Annotated in this window: 1 protein-coding gene; it reads right to left on the bottom strand. The window is 63.8% G+C overall.

All coding sequences use genetic code 11. The annotated features are described in order from the left end of the window. Nucleotides 1–28: 28 nt before the first annotated feature. Nucleotides 29–1,228, bottom strand: a complete 1,200-nt coding sequence (locus ACAG25_RS24745) for an IS30 family transposase (RefSeq protein ID WP_370491058.1) — start codon at nucleotides 1,226–1,228, stop codon at nucleotides 29–31. Between the last annotated feature and the right edge of the window lie 48 nt (nucleotides 1,229–1,276).

The raw sequence follows: 1,276 nt of genomic DNA on the forward strand, positions 1-1,276 counted from the left end.
CCTTGATGTCAAGTGGCTATGACAACGATTAGGCGGCTTGGCTAAGAAGTTGGGTCATGCGTTGGGCGGGTGTGTCCAGGTTCAGGGTGGGGCGGGGTCTGGTGTTGAGTTTGTCGGCGATGGTTTTGAGGTCCTCGGGGCTGTAGCCGGAGAGGTCGGTGCCTTTTTCGAACCAGAAGCGCAGCAGACGGTTGGTGTTCTCGTTGGTGCCGCGCTGCCATGGTGAGTGGGGATCGCAGAAGTAGACCGGTGCCTGCAGCTGCAGTGAGATGTCTTGCCAGCCGGCCATTTCGGTGCCACGGTCCCAGGTGATCGAGCGGCGCAGGTGAGCGGGCAGATCGGCCATGGCCTCGAGCATGGCCGCGGCCACGGTGTCTGCGGTGTGATCGCCAGGCAGGTGCAGCAGGATAGTGAACCGGGTATTGCGCTCGACCAGGGTCCCGATCGCGCTGCCACCGCGGGCACCGATGATCAGGTCTCCTTCCCAGTGTCCGGGCACGGCGCGGTCGTCAGCCTCGGGCGGGCGTTGGCTGATTGTCATCACGTGGGTCAGCGGGCCCCGGGGTGCGCTACGACCGCGCGGTTTGCGCTGGGCTCGTGCGGTGGATAAGCATTTGTGCAGATCAGCGCGCAACTGACCACGAGTCTGGACATACAGGCTCTTATAGATGGTTTCGTGGCTCACCCGTTTGAGCTTGTCATCGGCGAAGTCGCGGGCCAATACCTGCGCGATCAGCTTCGGGCTCCACCCGTCATCCATCCAGGTCTCCACAGCCGCGCACAGCTTGGGATCTTCGAGCTTGAAGGCTTTGGGTCGGCGGGCATTCTCGGTGGCGCGGGCGTGGGCCATCAAGGCGTGATACGTGCCGTCGGGCAGCCGGTTTCGCTGCACTTCGCGCCACACCACCGAACGGTCACGCTGCAGCTTCTCAGCGATCGCGGCGTAGCTCAGCCCAGACTGCAGGCCGCGGTCGATTTCGTAGCGTTCGGCGAAGCTGAGCCGGCGCCCGCGGCCCCCGGGTCGGGTCAGGTCTCCAGCATCAGCCAATCCGCCCCGGCCTTGGCCGCCTATCCGCAGTTTCATCCCGCCAGCATCGCGCCACCAAAACCACCCGGTTCGCCGAGACACGCCCACATGTACCGAAGCCTCGGTCGTGGTCGTCCCACAACACACCAGATCGAAAAACTTCCGCTTCACCGACAGCGGCACCGGCACTCCTGACGGCATAGCAACTCCCCAGATCAATGGATGTTGCACTCACCGTATGAATCCGCC

The organism is Mycobacterium sp. pV006 (genome assembly GCF_041287115.1).
Taxonomy (GTDB): Bacteria; Actinomycetota; Actinomycetes; order Mycobacteriales; family Mycobacteriaceae; genus Mycobacterium.